Below are 769 nucleotides of genomic sequence, written 5' to 3' on the forward strand. Positions count from 1 at the left end.
GCTGGCCCGCGGTGTTCGACCGCGCGCAGGGCGCCCGGCTCACGGACGAGGACGGCCACTCCTACCTGGACTTCTTCGCCGGTGCCGGATCGCTCAACTACGGCCACAACAACCCGGTACTGAAACGCGCGCTGATCGACTACATCGAGCGCGACGGCATCACCCACGGCCTGGACATGGCCACGACGGCCAAGCGGGCGTTCCTGGAGACGTTCGAGAACGTGATCCTGCGCCCCCGTGACCTGCCCTACAAGGTGATGTTCCCCGGCCCGACCGGCACCAACGCCGTCGAGTCGGCGCTGAAGCTGGCCCGCAAGGTCAAGGGCCGCGAGTCGGTCGTGACCAGGGGTCGGGGCTGAACAAACCCGCCGCGGTGATCGTGGAGACCGTGCAGGGCGAGGGCGGCATCAACGTCGCACGTGCCGAGTGGCTCCGTGCGCTCCAGGACCTGTGCCACCGCCAGGACATGCTCCTGATCGTCGACGACATCCAGATGGGCTGCGGCCGGACCGGAGGCTTCTTCTCCTTCGAGGAGGCGGGCATCGTCCCGGACATCGTGACGCTGTCGAAGTCGATCAGCGGTTACGGCCTGCCGATGTCGCTCTGCCTGTTCAAGGGCGAGCTGGACGTCTGGGAGCCGGGCGAGCACAACGGCACCTTCCGCGGCAACAACCCGGCCTTCGTCACCGCCGCCGCCACGCTCGACGCCTACTGGGCCGACGGCCAGATGGAGAAGCAGACCCTCGCCCGCGGCGAGCAGGTCGAACAG

1 pseudogene is annotated in these 769 nt (G+C 68.3%); it reads left to right on the forward strand.

Features of this window, described 5'->3' with window-relative positions:
- A pseudogene (locus OO67_RS35415) lies at positions 1–769 on the forward strand (aminotransferase class III-fold pyridoxal phosphate-dependent enzyme); the annotation flags it as partial.

Source organism: Streptomyces atroolivaceus, from assembly GCF_000717025.1.
GTDB lineage: Bacteria > Actinomycetota > Actinomycetes > Streptomycetales > Streptomycetaceae > Streptomyces > Streptomyces atroolivaceus.